We start from the raw sequence: 15952 nt of genomic DNA, 5'->3' as shown, positions 1-15952 counted from the left end.
ACCGGTGAACGACCGATACGACCCGGGGTACGGGGGCGACCAGTACGAGCTCGTCGGCTACGACGAGTACGGCCAGCCTGTCTACCGGCAGGTCCAAACGCAGCAGACCCAGCAGCAGACCTACGACCCGTACACCCAGCAGGGGCAGCCCGGGCAGCAGCACCAGCAGGGCTACGGCTACGACCCGTACGCGCAGCAGGGGCAGCAGTCCCCGACCGCGTACGACTACGGCACGGGCGGGCAGCCCGCCTCCGGCTACGGCTCCTACGACCCCTACGGCACCGCCCCGCCCCAGGGCGGCCCCGCGCAGGGCGCCCCGCACGACCCCTACGGCCACACCGCCGCCCCCGGAGCCACCGGCCGGCAGCCCCGGGTCGCCGAACAGCCCGCGCAGCAGACCGCCCACATCCCGCAGCAGGCCGGTCCGGCCCACGACCGGGAAGCCCCCGCCGAGCCGCAACGGGAGTACCACACCGAGCAGTTCGCCTTCGTCGAGGAACCGGACGCCAACTCCGAAGACGTCATCGACTGGCTGAAGTTCACCGAGAACCGCACCGAACGCCGCGAGGAGGCCCGGCGCCGGGCCCGGAGCCGGATCGTCGCCCTGGCGGTCGTCCTCGCGCTCGTCGCGGCCGGTGGCGTCGGCTACCTCTGGTACGCGGGGAAGCTGCCGGGCCTGTCCTCCGAGGACTCCAAGGCGGGCACCGCGACGGCCGCGGGCGCCCAGAAGCGCGACGTGGTCGTCGTCCACCTGCACGACACCAAGGGCGGTGGCACCTCCACGGCCCTCCTCGTCGACAACACCACCACCAAGCGGGGCACCACCGTCCTGCTGCCCAACTCCCTTGCCCTGACCAGCGACGACGGCACCACCACGACGCTCGCCAAGTCGGTCGAGGACGACGGCTCCGACGGCACCCGTGACGCACTCGACACGGTCCTCGGCACCGACATCGAGGGCACCTGGCGCCTGGACACCCCCTACCTGCAGAACCTCGTCGACCTCGTCGGCAACATCGACGTCGACACCGACGCCGACGTCCCCGACCCCGCCGCCAAGAAGAAGGGCGAGGCCCCCCTGGTCAACAAGGGCCAGGACCAGACCCTCAGCGGCAAGATGGCGGTCGCCTACGCCACCTACCGCGCTCCCGGGGAGGCCCAGAACGCCCAGCTGGAGCGCTTCGGGCAGGTCATGCAGGGCGTCCTGCGCAAGATCTCCTCCGACCCGCAGGCCGCGACGACCACCATCCAGACCCTGGCGCAGATCCTCGACCCGTCCCTCACCGACAAGGACCTCGGCACCTTCCTCGCCGGGCTCTCCGACCTCGCCAAGGGCGGCGACGTCAAGACCGACCTGCTGCCCGTCCAGAACGACGGCACGCTCAGCGCCCAGGCGAGCGCCGGTGTGGTCAAGAACGTCCTCGGCGGCACCGCCAAGAGCCCCGACAAGGACGCCGCCGTCAGCGTCTCCGTGCAGAACGCCACCGGCGTCAAGGACAACACCGAGAAGGCCCGCGTCGTGCTCCTCAACGGCGGCTTCACCTTCCTGGAGAGCGGCACCGGCACCGCCCGGGCCACCTCCGAGGTCGTCTACGCCGATGCCGCCGCCAAGGCGAACGCCGTCGAGGTCGCCAAGACCCTGGGGCTGCCCGCCGGCTCCGTCACCAAGGGCAGGACCTCTGCGAGCGCCGACGTCTCCGTGGTCCTCGGCCAGGACTACAAGCCGTAGCCCGGCCGGACGGCGGGAGGATGCCCCCCACGTGATCCCGGTCATCGCGTGGGGGGCCGACGGCGGTCCGTGAGACCCTTGGTGGCAAGTGTCCGCCGACCGAAAGCCTTGTAGTGACCGTGACCGACCGCTCTCACGAGCTGATCAACACCGCCGCCCAGGCGGCCGCCGACAAGCTGGCCCACGACATCGTCGCCTACGACGTCAGTGACGTGCTGTCCATCACGGACGCCTTCCTGCTGGCCTCCGCGCCCAACGACCGCCAGGTCAAGTCGATCGTCGACGAGATCGAGGAGCGCCTCTCGAAGGAACTCGGCGCCAAGCCGGTGCGCCGTGAGGGCGACCGCGAGGCCCGCTGGGTGCTGCTCGACTACGTCGACATCGTCGTCCACGTCCAGCACAGCGAGGAGCGCGTCTTCTACGCCCTGGAGCGGCTGTGGAAGGACTGCCCCGAGCTCGAGCTGCCCGAGGAGGCCAAGGCCACCCGTGGCAAGGCCGAGGAGCACGCCAAGCTGCGCGCGGCAGAGGAGGCGGCGGAACTGGACGGTGACTGGGGGTGACCTCAATCAGTGAGGCGTCCGCCGGGAAGGGCCGGGGCCGTCGCATCATCCTCTGGCGGCACGGCCAGACCTCGTGGAACGTGGAGCGCCGCTTCCAGGGCAGCACGGACGTCGAGCTGACCGAGACCGGCGTGGCCCAGGCCCGCCGCGCCGCCCGGCTGCTCGCCTCGCTGAAGCCGGACGCGATGGTCGCCTCGGACCTCCGGCGCGCCGCGGCCACGGCCGCCGAGCTGGCCATGCTCACCGGCCTCGACGTCACCCACGACGAGGCGCTGCGCGAGACCTACGCGGGCGTCTGGCAGGGCCTGACGCACGAGGAGATCATCGCCCGGTTCGGCGACGAGTACGCCGCGTGGAAGCGGGGCGAGCCCGTGCGCCGCGGTGGCGGCGAACTGGAGACCGAGGTCGCCGACCGCGCCGCCCCGGTGGTGCTGCGGCACGCCGAGAAGCTCCCGGAGGACGGCACGCTCGTCGTGGTCAGCCACGGCGGCACGATCCGCACCACCATCGGCCGCCTGCTGGGGCTCGACCCCCGCCACTGGGAGAGCCTCGGCGGACTCTCCAACTGCTGCTGGTCCGTGCTCGGCGAAGGCGCCCGCGGCTGGCGTCTGCTGGAGCACAACGCCGGCACCCTGCCGGAACCGGTGCTCGGCGACGACGACTGACCCCGGATTTCACTTTCCGGCAGGTCGCAGGCTAAAGTTCTTCTTGTTCGCCCCGCCAGCGGGGACGGACACGAGGGGCTATAGCTCAGTTGGTAGAGCGCCTGCATGGCATGCAGGAGGTCAGGAGTTCAATTCTCCTTAGCTCCACGTCAAGATCCCGTTCCCGCTCAGGGGGCGGGATTTTTCGTGCTCCGGCTTGAGTCACTCGGGCTCGCTGAGGCGTATACCTCTACGGCCCCGCCGGGTGCCGTGTCCGGACTGGTACTGAGGCGTCGCTGACCGTATTGGTCCGGCCGTGGCAGAATCAAACGGCCGGAAGGGGGCGCGGCCCGACGGGAGGAGTAGCGATGCCTGCGAGCATCCTCGAGGAGGTCGACCACCTCCTCGAAGCAGCGTTCACACGGGACATGTCCACCCGCCTCAGCTGCCCTTCCTGCGGTTCCGCGCACGTGGCCCAGATGCTCGGCGACAACGGCGGGATTTCCTACGTGTGCACGGCCTGCGGCCACAGCTGGAGCTGATCGATGGGTGCACACAGGCGGAAGTGCGACTGGTGCGGCAGCGGGACTCCGATCGTCCGCGACATGGAACCGATCAATCCCGACTACCAGTACTGGTGCGAGGAATGCGCGCGGGCGCTGATCATAAAAGGCGACCCGATCGAGACCTACCGCGAGTTGGAGGGCGAGCCGATCTACGGCCGGCTTCTGGAGGAGCACTGCACGCTCAAGCGGTTCTATTCGTTCGTCACGGCCTGAGCCCGCAGAGTCGGTTCAAATCCGACATAGCGGGCATCTCCGTGCGAGGCGAAATCGATTTGGTGTTGGGCCCGATGGACCAGTAATGTTGGCGTCGCCGCCAGGGAAACCCGGAGGGCACAAGCAAGGGGCTATAGCTCAGTTGGTAGAGCGCCTGCATGGCATGCAGGAGGTCAGGAGTTCAATTCTCCTTAGCTCCACAGCAGATGAGAAGGCGGGCCATCCGAATCGGATGGCCCGCCTTCTTTGTGTGCGACGTCGTGTGCGTCGTCCGAGTGCGCTCACGGCGGGCCCCACCGGGGGAGCCCGCCGTACGGGTGCTCAGCGGCCGAGAGCGCGGCGGCCGCGGCCCTGGGAGAGGACCGGGAGGTTGCGGGACGGCGCGCCCTGCCCGCTCGCCTCCTCGATGCGCAGCGCCAGTGCCGGGCAGCGGCGCACCGCGCGTAGAGCCTTGGCCTCGGCGTACCGCGGCACCTGTGCCTGCGCCACGGTCGGGAAGCCGTCGGCGCCCAGCTGGAACACCTCGGGAAGGATGTCGGCGCACAGGCCGTGACCCCGGCACAGGGTCCAGTCGACGTAGATCTTCTGGCGGCTGGGGCCGTTCTCCTCGGACTCGCCGCCGCCCGGGATGCCCGTGGGGGCCCTGCCGCCCTCGAAGAGCGGCAGAACGCCCTCCACGGGCCGTCCGCAGCCGTTGCCGAGGACATGGGCGGCCAGGTCGTCCGTGAACGCCTTGATGGTCGACTCGATGAACATCGCGGAGCCGTCCGGGTGCGAGCACGCGCCGCGCCGCTTCACGTTCTTGGCGACCTGCTTGAGTGCCTCCAGGGCAGCAGGTCCGCCGCCGTTGAGGATGTCCTCCAGGCCGCGCGCGGCGGCCGGCAGACCGAGGTAGCAGGGGCCGCACTGGCCCGCGCTCTCCTCCGCCAGCCACTGCGCGACCCGCAGCGACTCGCCCAGCGGGCAGGTGTCCTGAGTGATCGGCAGAATCGCGCCGGCGCCGAGTGCGCCGCCCACCGCGTCCAGGGAGTTGCGGGAGACGATCGCCTCGTTGACGGTCGCCGCGTCGATCCACTTGCCGTGGTAGCCGCCGGTGAGCACGCCCTGCGGTACCGGCGGCGCGCCGGCGAGCTGCAGGACGTACCGCAGCGGCACGCCCGTCGGGACCTCGATCACCATGGGGCGGGCGACCGCGCCGGAGACCGTGAGCATGACGGTGCCCGGCTCGTCGTACAGACCGGTGTTGCCGTAGCGCTCCGGGCCGATGCGGGCGGCGATCGCCAGCTGGGCGAAGGTCTCGGCGTTGGACAGCAGGGTGGGCGCGCCGCCGACGCCGTTCTGCGAGGCGCTGACCTTGCGGCCGGGCGGGATGGCCGGGCCGCCGTCGATCGAGCGGATCAGCGACGCGGCGGCACCGGTGACCATGCGGACCGGGTTGCGCTGGACGCGTGCGCGCAGTGCCGATCGACGGCCGTTGCTGAGGCCGCGTTCGGCGAGCGCGGCCTCCATGGAGCGCTGGGTCGACTCACGGGTGACCCCCACCACGAGCGTGCGGGCACCCAGAGCCTCGGCGCACAGCAGCGCGCCGTCCAGGATCAGATGAGGGGCACGGTTGATCAGCACCGTGTCCTTGCGGCAGGCCGGCTCGTCCTCGCTTCCGTTCACGACGACGACGGGCCGGACGCCGCGCTTGATCGCCGCCTCGGCGACCGAGCGCAGCTTCTTGTGGAAGGGGAAGCCCGCGCCGCCGCGGCCCTTCAGGTTGATGCGTTCGGCGAGTTGCGCGAGCTGCTCGCCGCCCATCGGCTCGAGCGGCCCGTGCACCTTGAGATGCATGGGCAGATCGAGCCGATCGACAAGGTCGAAGCCCGACGTGAGCTGGGGAAGCCCGACTACGCGGACTTCGGGTACGTCGGGCAGGGCCTCGTTCACTTAAAGCCTCCGGAAGGCGTGTTCCAAGGTTCGCCCGAGCCCGGTGCGTCGAAGTCATAGGACGCACCGGGCGTTGTGTCAGTGGCGGGACCGCTGTTGTACGTGTCGTTCGGGTAGTACGGGTCGTAGACGGCATTCGTCTCACCCGTGTCGTACACGTCACTCGATCCATAGCCGGAGGCGCCTGGATTGCCATAGGCCGGCATGCTTTGTCCGGTGTCCTGCAGGGGGTCGTAGGGCGGGATGTTGAATCCCGTGTCCTGGAGCGGGTCGTAGACCGACTGCGGGGCCTCGCCGACCGGCGGCGGGGACGGTATCGGCCAGTTGCCCGAGGTGCTGGAGGGGCCGTCCACGGTCGGGATGGTCTCGGTGGGCTGCATGTCCAGCGGCAGCTGCATGCTGGTGGTCGGCCCGGGCGCGAAGGGCTGCTGGCCCTGGGGAGGGCCCGTGACGGCACGGTAGGCGGCGGCGAAGCCGTTCGCCGGCTCCTTGGCCGCGGGGCGTTCCGCCTTCTCGTACAGCGGTCCCGACGGTGACGCCGTGGGGCGCGCGGGTGCCTCCCGGCCCTCGAAGCCGGGCATCCTGGAGCCGCCCGCCCGGGCCCGGCTCTCCTCCAGATCCCTGCGGACCTGGCCATCGCCGGGTCCGATGAGCGAGGCGACCTTGTCGGCGACATTGCGCTTGACCTGGCGCGGAGCGGCGCGCAGGGCGAGGGCGCCGGCCACTCCGGCCAGGGACAGGCAGTACAGGATGACGAAGATCGGCTTGGCCGCGCGACCCGCGTAGAGGCCGTGGACCAGGGCGGCGCACCAGGCCGGGTAGGCCAGCATGTGCATGGCTCGCCAGCGGGCCGCGACGGGTGCGGGGGACGCGAAGCGGTTGCGCAGGACGCCGGTGATGCCCACGAAGATCATGAGCATGCCTGCCAGGGTGCCCAGGCCGATCAGGAACGACCTGCCCGCTACCAGCTCCTCGTCGGTGAGCAGCAGCCCGAAGGGGATCACCGCGGCGATCCACGAGGTGTGGTCCAGCGCCAGCTTGACCCCGATGTGCACCAGCAGGAAGGCGATCGAGGCGACGGCCGTGGTCCGGTGCACGGCCTGCGCCAGGATGCGCCTGCGGGCGTCCAGGAGGACCCGGTCCTGGGCGACCAGGCCCCAGATCACCGAGCAGGTGAGGCACACGAGGGACAGCACGCCCGCACCGAAGTTTAGGAACTCGGCGAAGGAGTCGTCTGCCGTGGAGTCGTAGGGGTTCACGACCTGCCTCCCCACGTCCCGGCGTCCGGGGGCGGTGAGGTGTTACTGCGATGAGGGTTCATGGGGGCAACTCCGAGCGGTTCGGGAAAGCAGCGGTCCCGCTGCCGAACTCTAAGCGGAGCCATACCGATGAGTACGAGGTTTGAGTTATTGCGCTGTTACCAAAGGACAATGTGGTTGTTGTGATGCCCCTTAGTGGCTGTTACGCGAAGTAACTATTGACCATGGTTCAGCTTTTCCGGCACCGAGACGGCCCTCGGAAGCGCGTCGCGGCACGCTGAGGGCCTGCGGTACCCTAGCGCCATGCGTGCCGTACGCCTTCTGCTTAGCGGGCCGCGCTGATCAGTCCCGGCCACCGGACGAGTCGAGTGGCCGGCATCGGCGCGGCGTCCCCTCCTGTGTGAGGGGATTTTTCGTTTCTCGAACCAGACGCCCGCAGGCAGAGACGATCGATGGAGCTTTGAGGATCATGAGCGAGACGAACCCCGCCGCCACCTCCGAGGTGGCGGCGCCGCACCGCTACACGGCCGCCATGGCCGCCGAGATCGAGGCACGCTGGCAGGACTTCTGGGACGCCGACGGCACCTACGCCGCGCCCAACCCCAAGGGCGACCTGGCCGGTGACCAGGGGATCGTCACCCGCCCCAAGAAGTTCATCATGGACATGTTCCCGTACCCCTCCGGTGCGGGCCTGCACGTCGGCCACCCCCTGGGCTACATCGCCACGGACGTCTTCGCCCGCTTCCAGCGGATGACCGGCCACAACGTCCTGCACACCCTGGGCTTCGACGCCTTCGGCCTGCCCGCCGAGCAGTACGCGGTGCAGACCGGCACGCACCCGCGCGTGTCCACCGAAGCCAACATGGAGAACATGAAGTCCCAGCTGCGCCGGCTGGGCCTGGGCCACGACAAGCGCCGGTCGTTCGCCACGATCGACCCGGACTACTACAAGTGGACCCAGTGGATCTTCCTGCAGATCTTCAACTCCTGGTACGACCACGACGCCCGGCGGGCCCGCCCGATCGCCGAGCTGGTCGCCGCGTTCGAGTCCGGTGAGCGGCCCGTACCGGGGCACACGCGCGCGTGGAGCGAGCTGAGCGCCGCCGAGAAGGCCGACGTCCTGGGTGAGTTCCGGCTGGCCTACGCCTCCGACGCGCCGGTCAACTGGTGCCCCGGGCTGGGCACCGTGCTGGCCAACGAGGAGGTCACCGCCGAGGGCCGCTCCGAGCGCGGCAACTTCCCGGTCTTCAAGGCCAAGCTGCGCCAGTGGAACATGCGCATCACGGCCTACGCCGACCGGCTGCTGGAGGACCTGGCGGAGCTGGACTGGCCCGACGCCATCAAGCTGCAGCAGCGCAACTGGATCGGCCGCTCCGAGGGCGCCCGCGTCGACTTCCCCATCGACGGTGAGCGCATCACCGTCTTCACCACCCGCCCGGACACCCTGTTCGGCGCCACCTACATGGTGCTGGCGCCCGAGCACCCGCTGGTCGAGAAGTTCACCCCGGCCGCCTGGCCGGAGGGCACCCACGAGGTGTGGACCGGCGGCCACGCGACCCCCGGTGAGGCCGTCGCCGCCTATCGCGCCCAGGCCGCCTCGAAGTCCGACGTCGAGCGGCAGGCCGAGGCCAAGGACAAGACCGGCGTCTTCATCGGCGCGTACGCGACCAACCCGGTCAACGGCGAGAAAGTCCCGGTCTTCATCGCCGACTACGTCCTGATGGGCTACGGCACCGGCGCGATCATGGCCGTCCCGGCCGGCGACCAGCGCGACTTCGAGTTCGCGCGCGCCTTCGAGCTGCCGATCCACTGCATCGTCGAGCCGACCGACGGCCGCGGCACGGACACCTCCACCTGGGAGAACGCCTTCGCGTCGTACGAGGCGAAGATCATCAACTCCTCGAACGACGAGGTCAGCCTGGACGGCCTGGGCGTCGCCGAGGCCAAGGCGCGCGTCACCGAGTGGCTGGAGCGGTCCGGCGTCGGCGAGGGCACCGTCAACTTCCGGCTGCGCGACTGGCTGTTCAGCCGCCAGCGCTACTGGGGAGAGCCCTTCCCGATCGTCTACGACGAGGACGGCATCGCCCACGCGCTGCCCGAGTCGATGCTGCCGCTGGAGCTGCCCGAGGTCGAGGACTACTCGCCGCGCACCTTCGACCCGGACGACGCCGACACCCAGCCCGAGACGCCGCTGTCGCGCAACGAGGACTGGGTGAACGTCACGCTGGACCTGGGCGACGGCCGCGGTCCGCGCCCGTACCGGCGTGAGACCAACACCATGCCCAACTGGGCCGGTTCCTGCTGGTACGAGCTGCGCTACCTGGACCCGCACAACTCCGAGAAGCTGGTCGACCCCGAGATCGAGCAGTACTGGATGGGCCCGCGCGAGGGCATGCCGCACGGCGGTGTCGACCTGTACGTCGGTGGTGCCGAGCACGCCGTGCTGCACCTGCTGTACGCGCGCTTCTGGTCCAAGGTCCTGTACGACCTGGGTCACGTCTCGTCCGCCGAGCCGTTCCACAAGCTGTTCAACCAGGGCATGATCCAGGCCTACGTCTACCGTGACAGCCGTGGCATCGCGGTGCCGGCCGCCGAGGTGGAGGAGCGCGACGGCGCGTACTGGTACCAGGGCGAGAAGGTCTCCCGGCTGCTGGGCAAGATGGGCAAGTCCCTGAAGAACGCGGTCACTCCGGACGAGATCTGCGCCGAGTACGGAGCCGACACGCTGCGCCTGTACGAGATGGCCATGGGCCCGCTGGACGTCTCCCGGCCGTGGGACACGCGCGCGGTGGTCGGCCAGTTCCGGCTGCTGCAGCGGCTGTGGCGCAACATCGTCGACGAGGCGACCGGCGAGGTGACCGTGGTCGACGCCGAGCCCGACGAAGACACGCTGCGCGCCCTGCACAAGGCGATCGACGGGGTGCGCGGCGACCTGGAGGGCATGCGGTTCAACACCGCCATCGCCAAGGTCACCGAGCTGAACAACCACCTGACCAAGGTGGGCGGGGCCGTGTCCCGCCCGGTCGCCGAGGCCCTGGTGCTGATGGTCGCGCCGCTGGCCCCGCACATCGCCGAGGAGCTGTGGCGCCGGCTGGGGCACACCGGCTCGGTGGTCCACCAGGACTTCCCGGTGGCCGACCCGGCGTACGTCGTCGACGAGACCGTGACCTGCGTCGTGCAGATCAAGGGCAAGGTCAAGGCGCGGCTGGAGGTCTCGCCGTCGATCTCCGACGACGAGCTGGAGAAGGCCGCGCTGGCGGACGAGAAGGTCGTCGCCGCGCTGGGCGGTGCCGGGATCCGCAAGGTGATCGTGCGCGCGCCGAAGCTGGTGAACATCGTTCCGGCGTAGCCGCCAGGCGTACGGGCCGCTCTCGGGGTGGTCCCCTACGGGCAGGTTCGGGGTTTTTCTGGAACTCCGGACCTGCCTGTTGCGTTTACCGTGGAAGAGCGACGCGAGGCGCCGTGACGTCCTGAGGAGGAGCCCTTGTGGAAGCAGTGATCGCAGTCTTCGCCCTGCTCTTCGTGCTCTTTCTCGGGCTCGGGGTGTACGCCACGGTGAAGGTGGTCGGCGCCGCCAAGCGCGGTGTGGACCGTGGCATCACCCAGGCCCGCCGCACGGTCGAGGACCACACACTGCGCGCCAAGTCCTTCGCCCAGCCCGGCGCCGCGGGCGAGCTCGCCCAGCTCCGGCTGAAGCTGCGCACCTCGATGCGCGCCACGCAGGAAGCCCTGCAGGCGGCCGTCGCCGAGGACGAGTCCCTGAAGGAGTCCGTCGGCCTCTTCGAACGGCTCAGTGCGCACGGGCACGAGCTGGACGACGAGCTCAAGCGTCTGGAGTCCGAGCCGGACCGCGCCGCGCTCACCGAGCGGCTGCCCGGGCTGCGCGAGCGCACCGAACGCATCGCGCACGCGGCGGACTCGCTGCGCTGGGCGGCCCGCGACCGCGCCCGCCGCTTCGCGGACGACGACCTGGACTCGCTCAGCGCGCAGATCGACCTGGAGTCCGGGGCGCTGCGGCACTGGACGGCCCCGGAGCCGCAGCCCGAGTCCTCGCAGCAGTCCGCGTCCGCCCGGCAGCCGGGCACGTCGCCGCAGTCCGCGCCGCCGCCGTGGCCCGAGGCGCCCGCCGCCGATGCCGCCACGGCCGGGCAGACCTGGCCGGACACCGCGCAGTCGGAGCCGACGCGGCCCGCCATCACGCCGCCGGGACCCCGCCCGACCTACCCTTGGCAGAAGAAGCCCCGTCCCGAGAGCACCACTTGATCCGGCCACTCGCACCGCAGGGCGCAGGGGCCGGGCTGCCGCACGGGCGCTACGGCAGGTAACCTCCAGCTCATGTCCCGCCATGTCGCGATCGTCACCGATTCAACGGCCTACCTGCCGGCCCGGACGATGGAGCGTCACGGCATCACAGCGGTACCTCTGACCGTGGTTCTCGGCGACCGGGCCCTGGAGGAGGGCACCGAGATCTCGACCCGCGCCCTCGCCCAGGCTTTGCAGAAGCGGCGCCCCGTGACGACCTCGCGGCCCGGTCCCGCGGTCTTCGAGGAGACGTACCGCAAGGTCGCCGAGTCCGGCGCCACCGGCATCGTCTCCCTCCACCTCTCCGCCGAACTCTCCGGTACGTACGACGCGGCCGTCGTGGCCGCACGCCGGGCGCCGGTGCCGGTGCGGGTGGTGGACACCGGCATGATCGCGATGGCGCTAGGGTTCTGCGCGCTCGCCGCGGCGGAGGTCGCGGAGTCGGGCGGGACGGTGGACGAGGCCGTCGCAGCCGCCGAGAAGCGGGCCGCGGGCACCTCCGCCTACTTCTACGTCGACACCCTCGACTACCTGCGGCGCGGCGGCCGTATCGGCGCCGCGCAGGCCCTGCTGGGCTCGGCGCTCGCGGTGAAACCGCTGCTGCAACTGGCCGACGGGCGTATCGAACCGCTGGAGAAGGTGCGCACCGCGTCCAAGGCGATCGCCCGCCTGGAGGAGATCGCGGCCGACCGTGCGGGAAGCGCCCAGGTGGATGTCGCCGTCCACCATCTCGCCGCCCCGGACCGGGCGTCGGCCCTCGCCGACCGCTTGCGGACCCGGGTGACCGGGCTGGCCGATCTGCATGTCAGCGAGGTCGGGGCGGTGATCGGGGCGCATACGGGGCCCGGGCTGCTGGGAGTTGTGGTTTCGCCCCGGTGAACGTTGCTGTGCGCCTCCGGCCGCACGTGTGAGTGGCGGGGTTATCCACAACCGAGGGCTTGTCCCCGGGAATTGACCAAGATCATCGCGAGTGGGGCGAGGTGGCCGATCCTCGTCGCATGGCACTTCGATCACGTTCACGCACAGCGACCGCGACCAGTGGGCCGGGCCGTGGGCCGGCGTCCGACGGGCGCGTCCGTCATCACCGACGCCCGCCTGTCGCGCGCGGGCGGGCCGGGCAGCGTCACGCTTCGGCGGAGGAACTCCAGCGCCGCGCGGGGGTGTTGTTCGGCGAGCACGCCGGGCCGGCCGGGCCTCCAGGGCGTGCCGAGCCGGCCGAACGGGCCGGGGAGCGGCGGGAGTCGGGACAAGGGCCGCCGGGTTCCGCCGACGTCGAAGAGAGCCGGCGAGAGCTTGGTGACCACGAAGCGGTCGTGGAGCCCGTCGGCGTTCTCCCCGAGCCGGCGGGCCCGGACGGTCGTGCGGCGGAGGGAGTCTGGCGGGAGCGGGCCGGGCTGGCGCTGCGGGAGCGAATGCCGCTGTGGTTGCAGACCAGGTGCGGTCTGGAGCGGCGGAATGTGCTGGCCCTGACGGTGGTGCTCGTCATCGCCGCGGCATTCGCCGTGCAGCACTTCTGGACAGGCCGGACCCAGCCCGTGCGGCCGCCGGAAATGGTGCGGGCGGCGGTGCCCTACGGAGAGCGGCAGGAGAGCGCGCAGGGCGGGGAGGAGCGAGGCCCGGGCGCCTTTGGGGTGCCTGCCGGTGCTTCTTCCGGGTCGGTGAAGGCGGGGGCGGCCGAGATCGTCGTGGACGTCGGCGGCAAGGTCCGTGAACCAGGGATCCACCGGCTGCCGGCCGGCTCGCGGGTGGCGGACGCGCTGCACGCGGCGGGCGGGGTGAAGCCAGGCACGAACACCGACGGGCTCAACCGCGCCCGGTTCCTCGTGGACGGCGAGCAGGTGATCGTCGGGGGACCGGCTCCCGCCGCGGGAGCCGGTGGGGGAGGTGCGGCTCCCGGTGGCCCGGCCGGTGTCGCGGCGGGAGGAGCGGCCGCACCGGCGGCCCCGGTCTCCCTCAACACGGCCACCGCGGACCAGCTCGACACCTTGCCGGGGGTCGGCCCCGTGCTGGCGCAGCACATCATCGACTACCGCACACAGCACGGCGGTTTCCGTTCCGTGGACGAGCTGCGCGAGGTGAACGGCATCGGCGACCGCCGTTTCGCCGACCTGCGGAATCTCGTACGGCCATGAGGAGCCTCCCCGAACCGCCGGCGCGGCAGGACGAGACCGCGTCCGCGCTCCGTCCCGCCCGGTCGTCCGTGCACGCCTCCTCCGGCACACGTCTCGGCACCGCCCGTCCACGCCAGGAAGGCCCGACGGACCTGCGGCTCGTACCCCCCGCCCTCGCGGCCTGGGGCACGGCGGCGCTGGTGCTGGACGCATCGCCGCCATGGGTGCTCGCCATCGTGATCGGCTGTCTGGCAGCCGTCGGACTGCTGCCGTTGGCCCGGCGGCACTGGACGGCGTCATGGCCGCGAGCCTCGGCCGCCGCCCTGCTGCTGTGCGTCGCCGCGGCCGCCGCATCGGTCGGGCTGCACGGGGCGGATCTGCGCCGGGGACCCGTGCCCGGCCTGGCGCGGGAGTACGCGACGGTGACCGCCGAGGTCGAGCTCACGTCCGACCCGCGGCTCACCCGGCCGAAGGTCCGGGGCGCCCATGCGGCTCCGACGGCCGTGCTGATCGACGCCGACGTGCGGCGCGTCCATGAGGCGGGTGGCACGGCGGTGACGACACGGGCGCCGGTGCTGATGATCGTGGACGTGGACGCGGCCCCTCCCGGGCGGGTCGCCGATGGGCGGGGGCGGTCACCGTGGCTCGGCCTGCTGCCGTCGACGCGGCTGCGGGTCGGTGCGCGGCTCGCGCCCTCGATGACGGGCGGCGATCGGGTCGCGGCAGTGTTGCGCGTGCGGGACCAGGGCGAACCGGAAGTAGTGGATGGGCCCTCGGGGCCGCAGCGGCTTGCCGGGCGGTTGCGCGCCGGGCTGCGGGAGGCGACCGGCGGACTGCCGGCGGATGCTCGCGCGCTGCTGCCGGGCCTGGTGGTCGGCGACACCTCGCGGATCACTCCGGAGCTGGAGGAGGCGTTCAAGGAGACCGATCTCACGCACACGCTCGCCGTGTCCGGAGCCAACTTCACGATCCTCCTCGCCCTGCTGCTCGGGCCTCCGGGCCTGGCACAGCACGTCGAGCGGCGGGGGCTCGCGCCCAGGCTCGGTATCTCCCTGCGCGGGACGGCGGTGCTCGGGGGTGGGCTCTCACTCGGGTTCGTCGTCGTGTGCAGACCGGATCCGAGCGTGGTGCGCGCCGCGGCCTGCGGAGCCGTGGCACTGCTCGCCCTGGCGACCGGCCGCCGCCGGTCGATGATCCCGGCGCTGGCGACGGCGGTTCTGCTGCTGGTGCTGTACGACCCGTGGCTGGCGCGGAGTTACGGGTTCCTGCTGTCCGTCGTGGCGACCGGCGCCCTGCTCACGCTCGCGCCGCGCTGGAGCGCCGGGCTGCGGCGGCGCGGGGTGCCGCCGAGGGCGGCTGAGGCGCTGGGCGCCGCCGCAGCCGCGCAGGCCCTGTGCGCGCCCATCGTCGCCGTGCTGTCGGCGCGGGTGAGCCTGGTGGCGGTGCCGTGCAATCTGCTCGCGGAGTTCGCGATCGCGCCGGCGACCGTGCTGGGCTTCGCGGCGCTGGCGACGGCCCCGGTGGCGATGCCACTGGCCAAGTCCCTGGCGTGGTGCGCGCACTGGCCCGCCGAGTGGATCGCGCAGATCGCCCGGACCGGGGCGGCGCTGCCGGGCGGGGGAGTGGACTGGCCGGGCAGCTGGACGGGCGCGGCGCTGCTCCTGGCCGTCACCCTGGTCGTGGTGGTCGTCGGACGGCGGCTGCTCGGGCATCCCTGGTGGTGCGGGGTCTGCGCAGTGGTGCTGGCGCTGGTGGTGGTGCAGCCGCCGCCGCTGACCAGGGTGGTCACGGGCTGGCCGCCGCCGGGCTGGCGGCTGGTGATGTGTGACGTGGGGCAGGGCGATGCCCTGGTGCTCGCGGCGGGCGAGGGAACCGGCGTGGTGGTGGACGCGGGGCCCGACCCGCAGCTCGTCGACCACTGTCTGCGCTCACTGGGCATCAGCAGGATCCCGCTGGTCGTGCTGACCCATTTCCACGCCGATCACGTGGCGGGCCTGCCCGGGGTGCTGCGCGGACGAGCGGTGGGCGCGATCGAGACGACGGGCTTCGAAGAGCCCGCGGACCAGGCGGCGTTCGTACGGAGACTGGCGGCGGCGCGGCGGATTCCCCTGACGCGGGCGGCGACCGGGGAGCAGCGGAGCACGGGGGAGTTGTCCTGGCAGGTGGTGTGGCCGCCCCCGAACCCGCCGCCGGACCGGCCTGCGGGGGCGCCTGCGGGGTCGCTTCCGGGGTCGCTTCCGGGTGTGCTTCCGGCCCACCCGCCGCCGGAAGGGCCGAACGACGCCAGTGTCGCCATGCTGGTGCGCTCGGCCGGACTGCGCCTGCTGCTCCTCGGAGACCTGGAACCCCCGGCGCAGCGGGCGCTGGCGCGGTCACCGGCGGCCGAGGCGCTGGAGGGTGTGGACGTGCTGAAGGTCGCCCACCACGGCTCGGCCTACCAGGACCCGGGCCTCATACGCCGGGCGGCCCCGCGGCTGGCCCTCATCTCCTGCGGCGAGGACAACTCGTACGGCCACCCGGCGCCCGGCACGGTCGCGGCGCTGCGGGCCCAGGGCGCGGCGGTGCTGCGGACGGACCGGGACGGCGCGCTCGCGGTCGTAGGAGGCGGCGGAGAGCTGAGGGTGGCGCGAGACTGA

The 15952-nt window shown here is 71.8% G+C and carries 12 protein-coding genes and 2 tRNA genes; 12 read left to right on the top strand and 2 right to left on the bottom strand.

The genetic code is table 11. The features are described from left to right. The first annotated feature begins 4 nt into the window (after positions 1–4). The 7 genes from AB0G20_RS02345 (at position 5) to AB0G20_RS02315 (ending at position 3912) form a co-directional block, all read left to right on the top strand. Positions 5–1729 carry a LytR C-terminal domain-containing protein gene (locus tag AB0G20_RS02345; protein ID WP_361294517.1) on the top strand — a complete coding sequence of 575 codons (1725 nt, stop codon included), beginning with the start codon at positions 5–7 and terminating at the stop codon, positions 1727–1729. 113 nt (positions 1730–1842) lie between these two features. Beyond that, positions 1843–2289: a ribosome silencing factor gene (rsfS, locus tag AB0G20_RS02340; protein WP_361294514.1), complete on the top strand. Its 447-nt coding sequence runs from the start codon at positions 1843–1845 to the stop codon at positions 2287–2289. After that, positions 2286–2954 carry a histidine phosphatase family protein gene (locus tag AB0G20_RS02335; RefSeq protein ID WP_361294511.1) on the top strand — a complete coding sequence of 223 codons (669 nt, stop codon included), beginning with the start codon at positions 2286–2288 and terminating at the stop codon, positions 2952–2954. Before rsfS ends, AB0G20_RS02335 begins: the two co-directional genes overlap by 4 nt. Before the next feature lie 74 nt (positions 2955–3028). Continuing rightward, positions 3029–3101 (top strand) — tRNA-Ala (locus AB0G20_RS02330). A 200-nt stretch (positions 3102–3301) separates the two neighbouring features. Further along, positions 3302–3475 (top strand): hypothetical protein, encoded by a 174-nt coding sequence (locus AB0G20_RS02325; protein WP_104780615.1) that lies wholly within the window; start codon positions 3302–3304, stop codon positions 3473–3475. A 3-nt stretch (positions 3476–3478) separates the two neighbouring features. After that, entirely contained in the window at positions 3479–3712 is a 234-nt protein-coding gene (locus tag AB0G20_RS02320; RefSeq protein ID WP_006136074.1) for a hypothetical protein, read from the top strand. 127 nt (positions 3713–3839) lie between these two features. Then, positions 3840–3912 (top strand) — tRNA-Ala (locus tag AB0G20_RS02315). A gap of 121 nt (positions 3913–4033) precedes the next feature. Here the strand turns inward: AB0G20_RS02315 and AB0G20_RS02310 are convergent. After that, positions 4034–5644 carry an NADH-ubiquinone oxidoreductase-F iron-sulfur binding region domain-containing protein gene (locus tag AB0G20_RS02310; RefSeq protein WP_361294508.1) on the bottom strand — a complete coding sequence of 537 codons (1611 nt, stop codon included), beginning with the start codon at positions 5642–5644 and terminating at the stop codon, positions 4034–4036. Continuing rightward, positions 5641–6903: a cytochrome b/b6 domain-containing protein gene (locus tag AB0G20_RS02305; protein WP_361294505.1), complete on the bottom strand. Its 1263-nt coding sequence runs from the start codon at positions 6901–6903 to the stop codon at positions 5641–5643. The genes AB0G20_RS02310 and AB0G20_RS02305 overlap by 4 nt, the downstream gene beginning before the upstream one ends. Positions 6904–7372: 469 nt before the next feature. Between AB0G20_RS02305 and leuS the strand changes: the two genes are divergently transcribed. From leuS to AB0G20_RS02280, 5 genes are all read left to right on the top strand, one after another. Then, complete coding sequence (gene leuS, locus AB0G20_RS02300; protein WP_361294502.1) at positions 7373–10252, top strand: leucine--tRNA ligase; 2880 nt, start codon at positions 7373–7375, stop codon at positions 10250–10252. A 137-nt stretch (positions 10253–10389) separates the two neighbouring features. Further along, positions 10390–11166, top strand: a complete 777-nt coding sequence (locus tag AB0G20_RS02295) for a hypothetical protein (protein WP_361294499.1) — start codon at positions 10390–10392, stop codon at positions 11164–11166. A 72-nt stretch (positions 11167–11238) separates the two neighbouring features. Further along, a complete protein-coding gene (locus tag AB0G20_RS02290) occupies positions 11239–12084 on the top strand; it encodes a DegV family protein (protein ID WP_361294496.1) in 846 nt (281 codons plus the stop codon). A gap of 119 nt (positions 12085–12203) precedes the next feature. Continuing rightward, positions 12204–13337: a ComEA family DNA-binding protein gene (locus AB0G20_RS02285; protein WP_361294494.1), complete on the top strand. Its 1134-nt coding sequence runs from the start codon at positions 12204–12206 to the stop codon at positions 13335–13337. After that, positions 13334–15952 (top strand): ComEC/Rec2 family competence protein, encoded by a 2619-nt coding sequence (locus AB0G20_RS02280; protein WP_361294491.1) that lies wholly within the window; start codon positions 13334–13336, stop codon positions 15950–15952. Before AB0G20_RS02285 ends, AB0G20_RS02280 begins: the two co-directional genes overlap by 4 nt.

The organism is Streptomyces sp. NPDC024017, assembly GCF_040638895.1.
Taxonomy (GTDB): Bacteria; Actinomycetota; Actinomycetes; order Streptomycetales; family Streptomycetaceae; genus Streptomyces.
Note: the sequence above shows the minus strand (reverse complement) of the source record. Positions and strands in the feature narration are given on the sequence as shown.

Coding starts and splice junctions, on each gene's coding strand:
- AB0G20_RS02325 (WP_104780615.1), top strand. CDS start 3,302: ATGCCTGCGAGCATCCTCGAGGAGGTCGACCACCTCCTCGAAGCAGCG.
- AB0G20_RS02320 (WP_006136074.1), top strand. CDS start 3,479: ATGGGTGCACACAGGCGGAAGTGCGACTGGTGCGGCAGCGGGACTCCG.
- leuS (WP_361294502.1), top strand. CDS start 7,373: ATGAGCGAGACGAACCCCGCCGCCACCTCCGAGGTGGCGGCGCCGCAC.
- AB0G20_RS02290 (WP_361294496.1), top strand. CDS start 11,239: ATGTCCCGCCATGTCGCGATCGTCACCGATTCAACGGCCTACCTGCCG.
- AB0G20_RS02285 (WP_361294494.1), top strand. CDS start 12,204: ATGGCACTTCGATCACGTTCACGCACAGCGACCGCGACCAGTGGGCCG.
- AB0G20_RS02280 (WP_361294491.1), top strand. CDS start 13,334: ATGAGGAGCCTCCCCGAACCGCCGGCGCGGCAGGACGAGACCGCGTCC.